Origin of the sequence: Mesorhizobium sp. 113-1-2, from assembly GCF_016756475.1 — a bacterium.
In the GTDB taxonomy this organism is placed as follows: domain Bacteria; phylum Pseudomonadota; class Alphaproteobacteria; order Rhizobiales; family Rhizobiaceae; genus Mesorhizobium; species Mesorhizobium loti_C.
On sequence record NZ_AP023242.1, the window covers coordinates 748,406 to 763,419 of the forward strand.

At 64.7% G+C, this 15,014-nt stretch carries 13 protein-coding genes; 7 read left to right on the forward strand and 6 right to left on the reverse strand.

The annotated features are described in order from the left end of the window. Positions 1–12 precede the first annotated feature (12 nt). The 4 genes from hpaE to hpaH are packed head-to-tail and all read left to right on the forward strand — an operon-like array spanning position 13 to position 4,204. A complete protein-coding gene (gene hpaE / locus JN279_RS03520) occupies positions 13–1,530 on the forward strand; it encodes a 5-carboxymethyl-2-hydroxymuconate semialdehyde dehydrogenase (RefSeq protein WP_202351992.1) in 1,518 nt (505 codons plus the stop codon). A gap of 15 nt (positions 1,531–1,545) precedes the next feature. Next, complete coding sequence (gene hpaD / locus JN279_RS03525; protein ID WP_202351993.1) at positions 1,546–2,526, forward strand: 3,4-dihydroxyphenylacetate 2,3-dioxygenase; 981 nt, start codon at positions 1,546–1,548, stop codon at positions 2,524–2,526. A gap of 8 nt (positions 2,527–2,534) precedes the next feature. Further along, entirely contained in the window at positions 2,535–3,401 is an 867-nt protein-coding gene (locus JN279_RS03530; protein ID WP_202351994.1) for a fumarylacetoacetate hydrolase family protein, read from the forward strand. Next, complete coding sequence (gene hpaH / locus JN279_RS03535; protein WP_202351995.1) at positions 3,398–4,204, forward strand: 2-oxo-hept-4-ene-1,7-dioate hydratase; 807 nt, start codon at positions 3,398–3,400, stop codon at positions 4,202–4,204. The genes JN279_RS03530 and hpaH overlap by 4 nt, the downstream gene beginning before the upstream one ends. Positions 4,205–4,216: 12 nt before the next feature. On the opposite strand, the gene JN279_RS03540 is transcribed toward hpaH, so the two are convergent. Genes JN279_RS03540 through JN279_RS03565 form a run of 6 tightly spaced genes read right to left on the reverse strand, consistent with a single transcriptional unit; the run spans position 4,217 to position 10,670 of the window. Beyond that, a complete protein-coding gene (locus JN279_RS03540; RefSeq protein ID WP_202351996.1) occupies positions 4,217–5,236 on the reverse strand; it encodes a phosphotransferase enzyme family protein in 1,020 nt (339 codons plus the stop codon). Further along, on the reverse strand, positions 5,233–6,540 hold the full coding sequence (locus JN279_RS03545) for an aminotransferase class III-fold pyridoxal phosphate-dependent enzyme (protein ID WP_446720394.1): 1,308 nt from the start codon (positions 6,538–6,540) through the stop codon (positions 5,233–5,235). The genes JN279_RS03540 and JN279_RS03545 overlap by 4 nt, the downstream gene beginning before the upstream one ends. Positions 6,541–6,577: 37 nt before the next feature. Continuing rightward, entirely contained in the window at positions 6,578–7,927 is a 1,350-nt protein-coding gene (locus JN279_RS03550) for an aminotransferase class III-fold pyridoxal phosphate-dependent enzyme (protein WP_202351998.1), read from the reverse strand. A gap of 21 nt (positions 7,928–7,948) precedes the next feature. Beyond that, a complete protein-coding gene (locus tag JN279_RS03555) occupies positions 7,949–8,605 on the reverse strand; it encodes an HAD family hydrolase (protein ID WP_202353634.1) in 657 nt (218 codons plus the stop codon). Between the two features lie 8 nt (positions 8,606–8,613). Further along, positions 8,614–9,900: a Tm-1-like ATP-binding domain-containing protein gene (locus JN279_RS03560; RefSeq protein WP_202351999.1), complete on the reverse strand. Its 1,287-nt coding sequence runs from the start codon at positions 9,898–9,900 to the stop codon at positions 8,614–8,616. After that, complete coding sequence (locus JN279_RS03565; RefSeq protein WP_202352000.1) at positions 9,900–10,670, reverse strand: IclR family transcriptional regulator; 771 nt, start codon at positions 10,668–10,670, stop codon at positions 9,900–9,902. The genes JN279_RS03560 and JN279_RS03565 overlap by 1 nt, the downstream gene beginning before the upstream one ends. A 176-nt stretch (positions 10,671–10,846) precedes the next feature. Here JN279_RS03565 and JN279_RS03570 point away from each other — a divergent pair, with 176 nt between their 5' ends. The 3 genes from JN279_RS03570 to JN279_RS03580 all read left to right on the forward strand — a co-directional run bounded on the left by JN279_RS03570 (position 10,847) and on the right by JN279_RS03580 (position 14,970). Continuing rightward, entirely contained in the window at positions 10,847–12,295 is a 1,449-nt protein-coding gene (locus JN279_RS03570) for an APC family permease (protein WP_202352001.1), read from the forward strand. A 78-nt stretch (positions 12,296–12,373) separates the two neighbouring features. Further along, on the forward strand, positions 12,374–13,861 hold the full coding sequence (locus tag JN279_RS03575; RefSeq protein ID WP_202352002.1) for an aldehyde dehydrogenase: 1,488 nt from the start codon (positions 12,374–12,376) through the stop codon (positions 13,859–13,861). 254 nt (positions 13,862–14,115) lie between these two features. Continuing rightward, positions 14,116–14,970: a MetQ/NlpA family lipoprotein gene (locus JN279_RS03580; protein ID WP_096452293.1), complete on the forward strand. Its 855-nt coding sequence runs from the start codon at positions 14,116–14,118 to the stop codon at positions 14,968–14,970. The last annotated feature ends 44 nt before the right edge of the window (positions 14,971–15,014 follow it).

A 15,014-nucleotide genomic window follows, 5' to 3' on the forward strand; every position in this document is an offset into this window, starting at 1 on the left:
CGGAAGACTGACATGTCCGACCTCGAAGGCAATCTGAAAAAGGCCGAGGCGTATCTCGCCCGCTTCAAGAAAGACGGCGTGCTGAACCAGATCGGTGGCGAGGCGGTGCCGGCCGCCGACGGCTCGACTTTCGAGACGCTGTCGCCGGTCGATCTGAAGCCGCTCGCCAAGGTCGCACGCGGCAACGCAACCGACATCGACCGTGCCGCCAAGGCGGCGAAGGCGGCATTCCCGGCCTGGGCCGCCATGCCGGGCGAAGCGCGCAAGAAGCTGCTGCACAAAATAGCAGACGCGATCGAGGCGCGTGCCGAGGAGATCGCCTTCGTCGAATGTATGGACACCGGCCAGGCGCTGAAATTCATGGCCAAGGCGGCGTTGCGCGGTGCGGAAAATTTCCGCTTCTTCGCCGACCGAGCACCGGAAGCGCGCGATGGCGAGACGCTGCGAACCACGGGGCAGATCAACCTGACCACGCGGGTGCCGATCGGCCCGGTCGGCATCATCACGCCGTGGAACACGCCGTTCATGCTGTCGACCTGGAAGATCGCCCCGGCGCTGGCCGCCGGCTGCACCATCGTCCATAAGCCGGCTGAATTTTCGCCGCTGAGCGCCCGCTTGCTGGTCGAGATCGCCGAGGAAGCCGGCCTGCCGAAAGGTGTCTGGAACCTGGTCAACGGCCTCGGCGAGCATGCCGGCAAGGCGCTGACCGAGCACCCCGACATCAAGGCGATCGGCTTCGTCGGCGAGAGCCGCACCGGCTCGATGATCATGAAACAGGGCGCCGACACGCTGAAGCGCGTGCATTTCGAGCTCGGCGGCAAGAACCCGGTGATCGTCTTCGCCGATGCCGACCTCGAACGCGCCGCGGATGCAGCGGTGTTCATGATCTACTCGCTGAATGGCGAACGCTGCACGTCGTCGTCACGGCTTCTCGTCGAAGCCTCGGTCTACGACCAGTTCACCGATCTGGTGGCGAAGAAGGCAAAGCGCATCACAATAGGCCATCCGCTCGACCCGAAAACCGTGGTCGGGCCGCTGATCCATCCGGTGCACGAGGAAAAGGTGCTGTCCTATATCGAGATCGGCAGATCGGAGGGCGCGGTGGTTGCCGCCGGCGGCGGCAAGTTCGCGGGCCCGGGTGGCGGCTGCTATGTCAGCCCGACGCTGTTCACCGGCGCCACCAACAGGATGCGCATCGCCCAGGAGGAGATTTTCGGGCCGGTGCTGACCGCAATTGCCTTCAAGGACGAGGCTGAGGCGCTGGCGCTCGCCAACGACACGCAATACGGCCTGACCGGCTATCTCTGGACCTCCGATGTGACCCGCGCCTTCCGCTTCACCGATGCGCTCGAGGCCGGCATGATCTGGGTCAATTCGGAAAATGTGCGGCATCTGCCGACGCCGTTCGGCGGCGTCAAGAATTCCGGCATCGGCCGCGATGGCGGCGACCATTCCTTCGACTTCTACATGGAGACGAAGAACGTAGCCTTCGCGACGACGGCGCACGCGATCCAGAAACTCGGCGGCTGACCGGAGGAGATCAGAATGCCTTTGCCCAAACCCAACCTCTATCCCGCCTTCAACATCGTGCGCCTCAGCCATGTCGAACTGGCGGTGACCGACCTTGCCAAATCCCGCGCCTTCTATGTCGACACGCTCGGCCTGCAAGTCACCGACGAAACCTCAGGCGCCATCTACCTCAGAGCCATGGAGGAGCGTGGCCATCACTGCATCGTGCTGCGCAAGGCGACGACGCCGGAAGCGCGCGACCTCGGCTTCAAGGTTTTTTCAGACGAGGATCTCGACAAGGCCGAGCACTTCTTCAAGGCCAAGGGCCTGCCGGTGGAATGGGTCGAGCGGCCCTACCAGTCGCGCACTTTCCGCACCCGGGATCCGCACGGCATTCCATTGGAATTCTATGCGCAGATGGAAAGGCTGCCGCCGATCCATCAGAAATACGCGCTCTACAAGGGCGTGAAGCCGCTGCGCATCGACCACTTCAACTGCTTCTCGCCCAATGTCGACGAATCCGTCGCCTTCTACAACGAGCTTGGCTTCCGCGTGACCGAATACACCGAGGATGCCTCGAGCGGAAAGCTGTGGGCGGCCTGGACGCACCGCAAGGGCGGCGTGCATGACATCGCCTTCACCAACGGCGTCGGGCCGCGCCTGCACCACGTCGCCTTCTGGGTGCCGACGCCGCTCAACATCATCGACCTGCTCGATTTGATGGCCACGACCGGCTGGCTGCCGAACATCGAACGCGGCCCCGGCCGGCACGGCATCTCCAACGCCTTCTTCCTCTATGTCAGAGACCCGGACAACCATCGCATCGAGATCTATTGCTCGGATTACCAGACGGTCGATCCGGACCTCGAGCCGATCAAATGGGACCTCAAGGACCCGCAGCGGCAGACGCTGTGGGGCGCGCCGGCGCCGAAAAGCTGGTTCGAGGAAGGCAGCACCTTTGCGGGTGCCACCGCACGCCAGCCGGATCTGACGGCATCGCCGATCATTGCGCCGTGAGCAGCACCATGAACCGGCTCGCCACCTTCACCATCAACGGCAAGACCCGCTATGGCGCGGTCAGCGACAAGGGTGTCATCGACCTGTCGGCTCGCCACAGCCAGTGGTCGACATTGCGCGAAGTGATCGAGGCCGGCGCCTTGCGGCGGCTGGCGGAAGAGGCCGAGGCCTTTGCCGTCGATTTCCCGCTCGACGCCGTCGCCTACGACATCCCGATCCCGTCACCGGAGAAGATCATCTGTGTCGGCGTCAACTATCCCGACCGTAACGAGGAGTACAAGGACGGGCAGGCGGCGCCTGCCAACCCGTCGCTGTTCATCCGCTTTCCCCGTTCCTTCGTCGGCCATGGCGCTGCACTGGTGCGGCCGCCGGAATCGCCGCAGCTCGACTATGAGGGTGAGATCGTCATCGTCATCGGCAAAAGCGGGCGGCGCATCGCCGAGGCGGATGCGCTCGGCCATATCGCCGCACTGTCGCTGTGCAATGAGGGCACCATCCGCGACTGGGTGCGGCACGCCAAGTTCAACGTCACGCAAGGCAAGAATTTCGACCGCACCGGCTCGATCGGCCCGTGGCTGGTGCCGTTCACGGACGAGGCGCAGATCGCCGACATTTCGCTCTCCACCCGGGTCAATGGCGAGCTGCGCCAGCAGGATCGCACCAGCCGGATGATCTTCTCCTTCCGCAAGATCATCAACTACGTCTCAACCTTCACCACGCTGGTGCCGGGCGATATGATCGTCACCGGCACGCCGACCGGCGCCGGCGCCCGCTTCGACCCGCCAATCTGGCTGAAGCCGGGCGATGTGATCGAGGTCGAGGCCGACGGCATCGGCGTGCTCAGGAACAGCGTCGTCGACGAGGCAGCTTCATGACCCCGGAGCAAGTGGAAGACGCCGCCAACCGGCTGTTCGAAGCCGAACGTTCGCACCAGCAGATCCGGCTGCTCAGCCTGGATTATCCGCAAGCGACCATGGAGGACGCGTACCGCGTCCAGGCGGCTCTGGTGAAACGCAAGACCGATGCCGGACTGAAGCCGAAGGGCTGGAAGATCGGCCTGACCTCCAAGGCGATGCAATATGCGCTGGCCATCGACACGCCGGATTCCGGCGTGCTGTTCAACGACATGTTCTTCAACGACGGCGCGACCATTCCCGCCGGCCGCTTCATCCAGCCGCGCGTCGAGGCCGAGATCGCCTTCGTCATGAAAGCGCCGCTCAAAGGGCCAGGCGTCACCATCTTCGACGTGCTTAACGCCACCGACTACATCACGCCGGCGCTGGAAATCCTCGACACGCGCATCGAGCGCGTCAATGCCGAGACGAAGAAGGCGCGCAGCTTCTTCGACACGATCTCCGACAATGCCGCCAATGCCGGCATCGTCATCGGCGGCCGGCCGCAGCGGCCCGATGAAGCCGACATGCGCTGGATCGGCGCCATCGTCTCGCGCAATGCCGAGGTCGAGGAGACGGGCCTCGGCGCCGGCGTGCTCAACCATCCGGCCATGGGCATCGCCTGGCTGGCCGACCGGCTCGCCCGCTACGGCCTATCGATCGCGGCCGGCGAGGTGGTGCTGTCAGGGTCGTTCGTACGCCCGGTCGAGGCACGGCCGGGCGACACGATCGTCGCCGACTTCGGCAGCTCGGGAACGGTCAGCATCCATTTCGCCAAGAGCTGACGGCTCGGCAACTCACGCGCCGCGCAGATAATCCGCCACCACGCCGGCGGCGATGGTCGAGATGCGCATGCCGGCCTCGCGGGTGATGTCGCCCTCGACGCGGCTCTGCACCCAGCCAAGGAAGGCAAAGGCCCGCAGCGCGGAAAACAGCGGCAAGGCCGCGACGTCCTCTCGTGTCAGGTCGCGCTCCTGCCGGTAGCCGTCGAGCAGCGACGCCTCGATCAGCGGATAGAGCGCCTCCTCGCGGTTCTGGTAGAGCGCGACAGCAAGATCGTAGGCGTGCCAGCCATGGCCGCAATCGTCGAAGTCGATAATCTGGATGCTGTCGCCGTCGAGCAGCACATTCTCGCGCACCAGATCGGCATGGATCAGGCCGAAATTGCGCGCGCTGCGCTCATGCCGCGAGAGTGCTGTGACCGCCTTCTTGTGGGCACGGTGGACCAGCTCGCGATTGGCATCGTCGAGAAACGGGCAGGTCTCGAACCGGCCCCATGTCGGGTTCGTGCCGAAGAAACCGTCGAAATTCCAGGCATGGCGGGCAAAGCCGGGCGGCGGCGTCCAGCCGGCGGCGGCATTGTGCATGCGCGCGATGGTTCGCCCTATGGCGGTGAAGACGTCTCGCGCGCGTAGCGGCGTGTGGCCGAGCGGCACGCCGCGCGCGCCGACGGCGTGGCCTTCAAGCCAGCTCAGGCAATCGACCTGGCGCGGCGTGGAAGTGCCGAGGCCGACCGGCACGAACAGATCGCCGGCTAATGTCGGCACCGGGGATGGCGTGGCGACACCGGCGGATTGCAGGAAGGCCATCCATTGCAATTCCGAGCGCAGCGCGGCGTCGGAGTGGTAGCCAAGTCGATGAATGCGCAAGGCGGCCGGCCGGCCATCGGCCAGGCGCACGCGAAAAACCGCATTCTCGCGGTATTTCAGCAGCTCTGGCTCGCCGCCGTGGACACCCCAATGGGCGAGCGCGTGCCTGGCAAGCGCTGTGACATCAGCCGCCGTCTCAGGCTCGGATCGCGCGGAAACCGCGTTCACGCCGCCACTCCACCGACTTCACCGAGCACTTCGTCGAGCGTGCCGATCAAAAGGTCGGCATTGGCGCGGGAAAACGGCATGGGCGGGCGGATCTTGAGCACATTGCCGTGGATGCCGGTCTTGCCCATCAGCACGCCACGGTCACGCATGGCGTTGATGACGCGCCCGGCCATGTCGGGCGCGGGCTCGCGCGTCTGGCGGTCGCGGACCAGCTCGGCGCCGAAGAACAGGCCGGCGCCCCTGACTTCGCCGATGCAGTCATGGCGATCTGCCAGCGGCTGCAGCAAATCGAGCGCATAGGCGCCGACATCGCGTGCGTTGGCGACAAGCTTCTCCTGTTCCAGGACATCGAGGACGGCGTTGGCCACGGCGCAGGAAACCGGATTGCCGCCAAAGGTGTTGAAGTAGCGGAAGGCGTTGCGAAAAGTGGCCAAAACCGCCTTCGTGGTCACCACGGCGGCGACCGGGTGGCCATTGCCCATCGGCTTGCCCATGGTCACGATGTCGGGAACGAAGCCGGCGCGCTGATGCCCCCAGAAGTGGCTGCCCGTGCGGCCGAAGCCGGGTTGCACCTCATCGGCGATGACCAGACCGCCGGCGTCGCGCACGGCTGCCACGGCGTCGTCAAAAAAGCCGCTGGGCAGCGTCGGAAAGCCTTCATTGGCGAGCAGCGGGCACAGGATCATGCCGGACAGGCCGATGCCGTCCTTTGCCAGCGACGCGATCGCCTCGCGTACGGCGTCGCCGAACGCCTTGCCGTTGGCCATCGTGTCGGGGTGGCGAAAACTGTCGGGCGCCGGCACCAGCCTGACATAGGGAGCGCGGCCACCGACCGGAGGCATGCGCGTCGAGAGCTGCGAAACCGCGGATGTGTTGCCGTGATAGGTGGCGTCGGTGGCGATGATGCCCATCCGGCCTGACGTCGCCTGCGCCATGCGCAGCGCGATGTCATTGGCCTCGCTGCCGGTGCAGGTGAGGATGGCGGTGGAGAGACTGGCGTCGAAACTCGCCGTCAGCCGCTCGACATAGTCGAGGATGGCGGTGTGCAGATAGCGCGTGTGGGTGTTGAGCAGGCTTGCCTGCCGGCACAGCGCCTCGACCACATGCGGATGGCAATGGCCGACATGGGCGACATTGTTGTAGGCGTCGAGATATTTACGGCCATCGGCATCGTAGAGCCAGACACCTTCGCCGCGCACCAGATGCACAGGCTCGTCATAGAACAATTGCGATTTCGCACCGAGCAGGCGACCGCGCCGGCTAACGAGCGTCTCCTCGGTCATTTTCTTCTGCGATTGTGTCATCTGTAGGTACCTGAACCTCGTTGTATCTGCCGGCTCATCAGACCTTCGACAGGCCTGCGCCGATCGCCTCACCGATCTTGGCGACATCGGCGGCGCTGATGATCAGCGGTGGTGACAGGATGATGTTGTTGCCGGACACACGCAGCATGACGCCGGCTTCGTAGGCCGCCTCCGAAACCACGGCCATGGTCTTCTTGTCGGCAGGTTTTTTAGTCGCGCGATCCGAGACCAGCTCCAGTGCGGCCATCAGGCCCTTGTACCGGACATCGCCAACGATGGCGTGCTTAGCCTTGAGCCCCTCCAGCACGGCCGCCAGTTCGACGCCACGTGCCGCGGCGTTCTCGTTCAGGCGAAGCCGTTTGGTTTCAGCAAGGGCCGCCAGTCCCGCAGCGCAGCCGACCGGATGGCCGGAATAGGTGTAGCCATGGCCGATCGCGCCAAAACTTGTCTTGTCGGCCTCGAACACGTCGGCGACCTTGGCGCCGATCAGTGTCGCGCCGAGCGGGAAATAGCCCGAGGTGATAGCCTTGGCGATGGTCATGAAATCCGGTTTCACACCCGTCAGCCGCGAACCGGACCAGGCGCCGGTGCGGCCGAAGCCTGTCACCACCTCGTCGGCGATCAGCAGGATTTCGTGGCGGTCGCAGATCTCGCGCACCAGCGGCATGAAGCTTTCGTGCGGAACAATGACGCCGCCGGCGCCGAGCACCGGCTCCATGATGAAAGCGGCGATGGTGTCGCCGCCCTGGAAGGCGATCTCGTCCTCCAGCGCCTTGGCGCAGAGCTTGGCCAGCCGCGCGGGATCGGTCTCGTCGAACGGGTTGCGGAAGGTCCAGGGTGCGGGGATGTGAAAGACACCGGGCAATAGCGGCTCATAGTTGCGGCGGAAATTGGCGTTGCCGTTGACCGAGGCGCCGCCGAAATGTGTGCCGTGATAGCCCTTCTTGAGCGCCAGGAATTTGGTGCGGTCGCCCTGGCCGCGGATCTTCCAATATTGCCTCGCCAGCCGAAGTGCTGTCTCGACCGAATCCGAACCGCCCGACGTGAAGAAAGTCCGCACCATGCCTTCCGGCGCGAACCATTCAGCGAGTTCGTAGGCGAGCTCGATCGACGGTCCGGTCGAGGTGCCGCGAAAGCCGGAATAGTATGGGAGAGCGCTGAGCTGGTCGGCGATCGCCTTCTTGATCGGGTCGCAGCTGTAGCCGAGATTGACGTTCCACAGGCCGCCGACGGCATCAAGCACGCTCTTGCCGTCGATGTCGGTGACGGTGACGCCCTCGCCCTTCATGATCACCTTGGGCGGATTGGCCCGCATCTCGGCCGGATGCGCCATCGGGTGCCAGATCGGCTTGGCATTGGTCTCGGTGAGGAAATTGATGTCGCGCATCACAAGGCTCCGCAAATGGTCTCAGGTAGCTGGGACGAGGTCGAAATGGGCAAGGGCTTCGGCATAGGAGAGTGCTGGCCGCGCAACGTCGAAATGCACCGTGCGCATGCCGGCGGCACGGCCGCCATCGACATTACGCTGCTGGTCGTCGACGAAGACGCAAGCTTCGGCGGGCAGGCCGAGCGCCTCGGTGACGAAGCCATAAGCGCGCGGGTCGGGCTTGAGGATGCCGGTGTAGGTGGCGTCGATGATGGTGTCGAACAGGCCGAGCAGCGGCAGCCGCCGTCGGAAATCCGCGCCGTAGAACAGGTCGAGTTCGTTGGACAGGATCGCCAGGCGAAACCCGGCGGCATGGACGGCGCGGATGGCATGGTCGGCCTCAGGCCGCACCACCTTTTCCGGCTCGGCGCCGCGCGCGCGCTGGACAAAGGTTTCCATCGCCTGCCAATCCTCGCCGACGAGCCGGCCGACCTCGCTGGTGCGGGTGCGCCAATAGTCGCGCTCGCTGATCTTATCGGCCTGCATCGAACGCCACAGCGGATCGCTGCCCGGATCGAACGGCCCACGCCATTGCAGCGTTCCGGGCGTCAGGCCGAGCGCCTGTTCGGTCAAGGCATGGGTCTCGAACAGCGTCCTTGTGACGACGCCGCCGAAATCGAGCACCAGCGCCTGGGCCACGGGAGCGCTCACGCGGCCTCTCCCTTGGCCGGCAGGCCGCGCGGAACGATGCCCTCCTCGACCCAGCGGTCGAAGATTTCCAGCGCCTTTGCGACGAAACTGTCGCTGTTGATGTGGGCATCGATCTCGTGGAACTCGACTCCGGCGGGAATAGCCTTGCGCGTTTCATCGACGAAGGCGGCAAGCGCTTCCGGCTCATAGAGCGGCTCGCCCTCCGTGTCCCATTCCTGGATCCCTCGGGACGGCAGGATGAAGGCGGAGCGGCCTTTCGAGGCGCCGAGCTTGGCGGCGATGGTCCTGGCAACCTCGCGGCGATCATCCGCATCGACGGTGATCGAGGCGATCAGCCTGTTGTGAGCATGAAACGGGCGTTCAGAAAATTTAGCCGGCAAATCCTGCCAGGTCGGCAGGTCGACCATGTCGACCGCGCCGGGGGCGGCGATTTGCGGAATGCCGCGGGCGCCGGCATTTTCCAGCCGGTCTTTGCCGGAGGAGACGACGGAGCCGGCCAGATGATTGGTGATCTCCTGCAGGCTGAAGTCGAAGACGGCGCAGAAATGGTCCTGGCCGGCGATCGATTCGAAGGCGCGGCCGCCCATTCCGGTGGTGTGGAAGACGGCGACATCATAGCCGCGCCGCTCCAGCGCGGGCTTCAGCGTCTTCATGTAGCGCAGGCAGGAGCTGCCGAGCGAGGTCACGCCGATGGTCGGGCCGATTGCCGGGGCAGAGGCGCGGCTCTCGAGCACGATTTTCGCGGCGCCGACCACGGCGCCGCAAGCCTGCGACAGGACCAGCTTGCAGATCGAGTTGAGGCCGTAGAGCCCGCCGGCCCAGAGGATCATCATCAAATCCGGCGCGACGCGCTCGGGCGGGATGAGGTGCGAATAGGCGATGGTAGAGACGACGAATTTCGGCACGCCGAGCGGCAGGGAAAGCGCCACGTCGAGCGCCAGATCGGTGCCCATCGAGCCGCCTATGGCGATGAAGGCGTCGATCTCGCCGTTTTGATGCAGCTTGCGCACCAGTTGCACGGCGCCGCCGGCCATCAGCGTCATGGCGGTGTTCTCGTCACCGCTGGCGACGATCTCCTCGATCGTCACGTCGACGGCCCGGGCGACGGCATGCTTGTCGTGATCGGGACTGTAGGGCGGATTGCCGAGCACGCTGACATCCATCATCACGGCGCTGCCGCCGGAGGCCTCGATGCAGGCTTTCATGAACAGCAGCTCGTCGGCCTTGGTATCACCGGTACCGATGACCAGGATGCGGGGCGCTGTCGCGGTCTGTGCAGACATCAGGCCTGCCTCCTCAGGGTTTGCAGGTTGTCGCCGTTGAGGCGCATCGAAATCTCCCGTGCCGCTTGCATGACCGCAAGTCCCCGTTGCGTGATGTCGGCCGTCGTCGTCCTGGCCTTCGGCGCCGCCACCGCAATGGTGCCGAGCGCGAAACCGTCCGCCGCCAGGATCGCCGCCGCGACGGATATGACGCCTTCTTCCAGGCCCTGGTCGCAGATCGAATAGCCGCGCTCGCGCGCCTCGGCCATGGAGCGCGAGATGGCGGCGGGATCGATCAGCGTATGCGCCGTGAAGGCTTCGAGCGGACCCGCCAGACATGCCTTGACGGCCTCATCCCCAGCGAAAGCCAGATAGGCGATGCCCGACGCAGTCGAATGCAGCGGCAGAAGCTGGCCGATGTCGATGTTGACGCGGTTCGCCCAGGCGGGATGCTCGACATGGACAGTGACCAGCCTGTCGGTGCCGAATTCCGACAGATGCACGGTCTCGGCCGTAGCACTTGCCAGATCTCGCACCAGCGGCACCGCGGTCTGCAGGAAGGGGAAGCGCGCCTCGCGGATGCGCGCCAGCCGCGACAGGCCGGCGCCAAGCCGATAATGCCGCGTGCCGGCGTCCTGCTCGACGAAGCCATGGCCGGTCAGGGCCACCAGCAGCCGCCGCGTCGTCGCCTTGTCGAAGCCCGACCGGCGCGCCAGATCGGTCAGCCCGAGTTCGGGCTCAGCCACGGTGAAAAGCTCCAGAAGTGAAATCGCCTTGCCGACCGTACCCACATTTGCCTCCAAGCACGGGCCAATCAATTAACGTGTGAATTAACTTGACAGGAAGCCGCTTTGTTTGCAAGTCTATATTCAAAATAAGGGTTCAAATAATGAACCGACATCCAGAGCGTATGGGACAGGCCAAGCGGCCGGCGGACCGACTCCCGGTTTGCAAACAGGAGGGACCAATGTCAGCAGTTTCGGAACAGGCGCCGGCCAACAGGCTGCGCAAGAACAGTCTTGGTGTCGGCGCCATCACCTTCATGGTGATCTCGGCGGCGGCACCCCTTACGGCGGTCGCAGGCGGCACGCCGCTCGGCATGCTGATGGGCAATGGCGCGGGCTTTGCCGGTACCTACCTGATCGTGACGGTGCTGCTTCTCCTCTTCGCGGTCGGCTATGTCGCCATGTCGCGCCATGTCGGCAATGCCGGCGCCTTCTATGCCTACGCCGCGCGCGGCCTCGGCGGTCTTGCCGGCGGCGCCACGGCGCTGATCGCCATCCTGTCCTACAATGCCATGCAGATCGGCGTCATGGGGCTGCTCGGTGCCGCGACCTCCGGGCTTTTCGCCGGCTGGGGCATCAACCTGCCCTGGTGGGTGTGGAGCTTCACCGCCATCGCCATCGTCGCCGTGCTCGGTTACCGCCAGGTCGACCTCTCGGCGAAGATCCTGACGGTTCTGGTTCTGTGCGAATACGCCGTGGTGCTGATCCTCGATCTGACCATCCTCAAGACCGGCGGTGACAGCGGCCTGTCGGCCGCACCGTTCAGCTGGAGCCAGATCACCTCGGGCGCGCCGGCCATCGCCATCCTGTTCTGCTTCGCCGCCTTCATCGGCTTCGAGGCGACGACGATCTATGCCGAGGAGGCCCGCGACCCGAAGGTTACCATTCCGCGCGCCACCTATTTCTCGGTGCTTTTAATCGGCGTCTTCTACATGGTCACCGCCTGGCTGATGGCGGTCGGTGCCGGCGTCGACAAGTTGCTGCCGGCGCTGCAAGGCCTGCAGGACCCGACGACCTTCCTGTTCGGCCTGTCCGACCGCTATGCCGGAACGCTGCTCACGCACGCCATGAGCATCCTGTTCGTCTCGAGCCTGTTCGCCGGCGTGCTGGCCTTCCACAATGCGGTCGCGCGCTACATCTATGTCTCGGGCCGCGAGAAGCTTTTGCCGCAGTCGATCGGCGTGACGCATTCGGCGCATCAAAGCCCGCATGTCGCCTCGGTCATCCAGAGCGTTCTGGCGGCGGTTGTCGTCGGCCTGTTCGCCGTGCTCGGCCTCGACCCGGTGCTGGCGCTGTTCTCCTGGCTGACCAATGTCGCGACGCTCGGCGTCATCGTCATGATGGCGGTCGCCTCGCTCGCCGTGGTCATGTACTTCCGTGCCAACCCGTCGGCGCAGGAGAACGCGGTGAAGACCACCATCCTGCCCGGGCTGACCTTCATCGCCTTCGTCGTCATCATCTACCTGATCGTCATCAATTTCGGCAGCCTGTCGGGGGCCGGCGGCTTCCTCGGCGTGCTCCTGCCGGGGCTGGTGCTGATCGCCGCGGTGGTCGGGCTGCTGCTGGCCGGCGCCTTGCGCGGCCGCGACCCGGTCGCCTTCGAGAGCCTCGGCCTGCCGCTGAAGGATTGAGCGAAACATCGTATCGAGACCGACGCAGGGCGGCGCAACACGCTGCCCTGCAATCCATTTACCTCAGGCGAGACAATTATGATCAGCCAGAATGCCATCAACACCCTGCGCAACATAGAAATCGGCGCGCGCGGCCTGTTCATCGATGGCGCGCAGTCCCAAGGAATAACAGGCGCGACGCTGCCCGTCATTTCGCCGATCGACGGTCGTGCCTTCGCCAGCATCGCCGACGGCAATGCCAGTGATGTCGACCGCGCGGTGACATCGGCGCGCAAGGCGTTCGACAAGGGTTCGTGGTCGCGCGCCGCCCCCGCCTTCCGCAAGAAGGTGCTGACAAAGCTCGCCGAGCTGATCGAGAAGCATGTCGACGAGCTGGCGGTGCTTGGCGTGCGCGACAATGGCACCGAAATCGGCATGGCCTATAAGGCCGAGCCGCTGTCGGCCGCCGGCACCATCCGCTACTACGCCGAGGCGATCGACAAGGTCTATGGCGAGATCGCGCCGACGGCCGAGAACGTGCTGGGGCTGATCCACAAGGAGCCGCTTGGCGTCGTCGGCGTCATCGTGCCGTGGAATTTCCCGCTGATGATCGGCGCCTGGAAGATCGCACCCGCCCTTGCCGCCGGCAATTGTGTGGTGGTCAAGCCGCCGGAGATCGCCTCGCTGACGCTGCTGCGGCTGGCGGAGCTGGCTGCCGAGGCCGGCCTGCCCGCCGGCGTGCTCAATGTCGTGACCGGCCGTGGCGCGGTCACTGGCGAAGCGCTTGGCCTGCATATGGATGTCGACGCCATTGCCTTCACCGGTTCGGGGCCGGTTGGCCGCCGGCTGCTCGACTATTCCGCCCGTTCCAATTTGAAGCGCGTCTTCCTCGAACTCGGCGGCAAGTCGCCCAACATCGTCTTTGCCGATGCGCCTGATTTGAAGCAGGCCGCGGTCGTCTCGGCCAATGGCATTTTCCGCAATTCCGGCCAGGTCTGCGTCGCCGGCTCGCGCCTGCTTGTGCAATCGTCGGTCTATGACCGCTTCATGGAGGAACTGCTTTCGGCAACGACGCGGCTCAGGGTTGGCGATCCGCTCGATCTCTCAAGCGATATCGGCGCGGTGTCGAGCGCCGAGCAGCTCGACAAGAATCTTGGCTTCGTCACCAAGGCAAGGGAAGAAGGCGCAAGGCTGGTCACCGGCGGCGAGCGGATCCTGGCCGAGACCGGCGGCAGCTACATGGCGGCGACGATCTTCGAGAATGTGACGCAGGATATGCAGCTTGCGCGCGAGGAGGTGTTCGGGCCGGTGCTTGGCGTCATGCGCTTCGACACCGAGGAAGAGGCCGTGCGGCTTGCCAATTCGACCGTCTACGGTCTGGCCTCGGCGGTGTGGACATCAAACCTGTCCACGGCGCACCGCATGGTGCGCGCCATCCATGCCGGCGTCGTCCACGTCAACACCTATGGCGGCGCCGACATCACCGTGCCGCTCGGCGGCGTCAAGCAGTCCGGCTTCGGCCGCGACAAGTCGCTGCACGCGCTGGAGAAATATCTCGAATTGAAGACCGCCTGGATCGCGCTTTGAGACCGGCAGCAGTGTCGGGCTCCAGCCGAATCTGATCTTCCCGTCCAAGGCGACCGGATCGCAGCGCAGCGCCGCTGCGGTCAGTCCGGTGCCGTCTTGTGCTCCATGTCTTGGAATTTTTGAGAGAATATTCCCGGCATCGAGGACAAAGGCGAAACACGTTCTTTGATAAAATCGATAGAATTTCTGACGATGTGTCCAAGCCTAGGCAATCCGCCTTGCTGCCATGACTTCACAACCGCAGAGATTCAGACATGTCCGACGTCAACAACACTTTGCCCTCTTCCCTTTGGTCAACCATCAACCGGCGCAGCGGCCTTGCTCTGTTGTTCGCATCGGCGGTCGCGGTCGGCAGCCTGATGGCGCCGCATGCGTCCTTCGCCGAGGACAAGAAGGCGATCAAAGTCGGCATCATCAGCGGCGAGGACGAGGATGTCTGGCGCGTCGTGGTCGCCCAGGCTGCCGAAAAGGGCCTGACCATCGAGACCGTGGTGTTCAACGACTACACCCAGCCCAACGAGGCGCTCGAGCGCGGCGAGATCGACGCCAACGCCTTCCAGCACCAGCCCTATCTCGACAACCAGATCAAGACTCAAGGCTACCACATCGTGCGTGTCGGCTATACCGGCGTCTGGCCGATCGGCCTCTACTCCAAGAAGTACACGAAGGTCGCCGACCTGCCGGAAGGTGCAGTGATCGGCGTACCGAACGACCCTTCCAATGAAGGCCGGGCGCTGCGCGTGCTGCAGAACGAAGGCGTGATCAAGCTGAAGGACGGCACCGGCATTCTCGCCACCACCGCCGACATCGCGGAAAATCCGAAAAAGGTCGAGATCAAGGAACTCGACGCCGGCATCGTCGGCCGCTCGGTCGAGGATCTCGACGCCGCCGTGGTCAACACCGACTGGGCACTGAAAAGCGGCCTGACGCCGGACAACCGCATCGCGCAGGAGCCGATCGCAGACAATCCTTACCGCAACTTCATCGCGGTGAAAGTCGGCAATGAGAACGAAGCCTGGGTGAAGACGCTGGTGGCTTCGTACCAGAACGACGCGGTGAAGGCCGAGTTCGACAAGGTCTACAAGGGCACCGGGCTCAGCGCTTATTGATCCGACCGGATCGAGAGCAAATGCGGTCCGCGCCTGAGCGCGGG

What these genes read in the sequence shown, in the direction of transcription:
- hpaE (WP_202351992.1), top strand. Translation starts at nt 13, where the DNA reads ATGTCCGACCTCGAAGGCAATCTGAAAAAGGCCGAGGCGTATCTCGCC.
- hpaD (WP_202351993.1), top strand. Translation starts at nt 1,546, where the DNA reads ATGCCTTTGCCCAAACCCAACCTCTATCCCGCCTTCAACATCGTGCGC.
- JN279_RS03530 (WP_202351994.1), top strand. Translation starts at nt 2,535, where the DNA reads ATGAACCGGCTCGCCACCTTCACCATCAACGGCAAGACCCGCTATGGC.
- hpaH (WP_202351995.1), top strand. Translation starts at nt 3,398, where the DNA reads ATGACCCCGGAGCAAGTGGAAGACGCCGCCAACCGGCTGTTCGAAGCC.
- JN279_RS03545 (WP_446720394.1), bottom strand. Translation starts at nt 6,540, where the DNA reads ATGACACAATCGCAGAAGAAAATGACCGAGGAGACGCTCGTTAGCCGG.
- JN279_RS03550 (WP_202351998.1), bottom strand. Translation starts at nt 7,927, where the DNA reads ATGCGCGACATCAATTTCCTCACCGAGACCAATGCCAAGCCGATCTGG.
- JN279_RS03560 (WP_202351999.1), bottom strand. Translation starts at nt 9,900, where the DNA reads ATGTCTGCACAGACCGCGACAGCGCCCCGCATCCTGGTCATCGGTACC.
- JN279_RS03570 (WP_202352001.1), top strand. Translation starts at nt 10,847, where the DNA reads ATGTCAGCAGTTTCGGAACAGGCGCCGGCCAACAGGCTGCGCAAGAAC.
- JN279_RS03575 (WP_202352002.1), top strand. Translation starts at nt 12,374, where the DNA reads ATGATCAGCCAGAATGCCATCAACACCCTGCGCAACATAGAAATCGGC.
- JN279_RS03580 (WP_096452293.1), top strand. Translation starts at nt 14,116, where the DNA reads ATGTCCGACGTCAACAACACTTTGCCCTCTTCCCTTTGGTCAACCATC.